The following is a 319-nucleotide window of genomic DNA, read 5'->3' on the forward strand; positions in this document are numbered from 1 at the left end:
ATCCGGTCCGGCCCGCCCTCTATCAACCAGAGCAACGTGATTGCCCCGGATGTTGGTCATGCGCCCGTCATAGGGCTTTCCTTCGTATGTCCCCGGCGTCATGTCGGCGTCGTAGGCGTACCCGCAGGATAGTTCCCTCTGTGCGCCGCTTTGGATGCGCTGGATTGTGGTGCCATCGAAAATGACCATCCCGACCTTCAGATAGGGGGATTCAAACCGGGCATTATCCATCGTCGCCCCCACCGTCAGCTCCCGTGGATGGGCGTTTGCGCTGGTCTCGGTATGATGCTCCAGAACCGGCAGGGAGTTGAACGTGTCA

1 protein-coding gene is annotated in these 319 nt (G+C 59.9%); it reads right to left on the reverse strand.

Annotated features, from left to right (window positions below; genetic code table 11):
* Nucleotides 1–319, reverse strand: a 319-nt coding sequence (locus NQF87_RS08760; RefSeq protein ID WP_266128024.1) for a DUF2213 domain-containing protein, incomplete at both ends; no start/stop codon positions are given.

This window comes from Bombella dulcis (genome assembly GCF_026385505.1).
Taxonomy (GTDB): Bacteria; Pseudomonadota; Alphaproteobacteria; order Acetobacterales; family Acetobacteraceae; genus Bombella; species Bombella dulcis.